The 255-nt window shown below is 54.1% G+C and carries 3 tRNA genes; all 3 read left to right on the top strand.

The annotated features are described in order from the left end of the window. The 3 genes from SCRDD08_RS10820 (at position 1) to SCRDD08_RS10810 (ending at position 253) form a co-directional block, all read left to right on the top strand. Positions 1–90, top strand: a tRNA-Ser gene (locus tag SCRDD08_RS10820). A 13-nt stretch (positions 91–103) separates the two neighbouring features. Then, positions 104–177: transfer RNA gene (locus SCRDD08_RS10815), tRNA-Met, on the top strand. Positions 178–180: 3 nt separating this feature from the next. Then, a tRNA-Phe gene (locus tag SCRDD08_RS10810) sits at positions 181–253 on the top strand. Positions 254–255 lie beyond the last annotated feature (2 nt).

Raw genomic sequence — 255 nt, 5'->3', positions numbered from 1 at the left:
GGAGGATTACCCAAGTCCGGCTGAAGGGAACGGTCTTGAAAACCGTCAGGCGTGTAAAAGCGTGCGTGGGTTCGAATCCCACATCCTCCTTAGATTAGAATATCGCGGGATGGAGCAGCTAGGTAGCTCGTCGGGCTCATAACCCGAAGGTCGTAGGTTCAAATCCTGCTCCCGCAATTTGGCTCGGTAGCTCAGTTGGTAGAGCAATGGATTGAAGCTCCATGTGTCGGCGGTTCGATTCCGTCTCGCGCCATA

It is taken from the genome of Streptococcus cristatus, assembly GCF_001578775.1.
Taxonomy (GTDB): domain Bacteria; phylum Bacillota; class Bacilli; order Lactobacillales; family Streptococcaceae; genus Streptococcus; species Streptococcus cristatus_A.
This window is presented reverse-complemented; position numbering and strand designations above follow the sequence as displayed.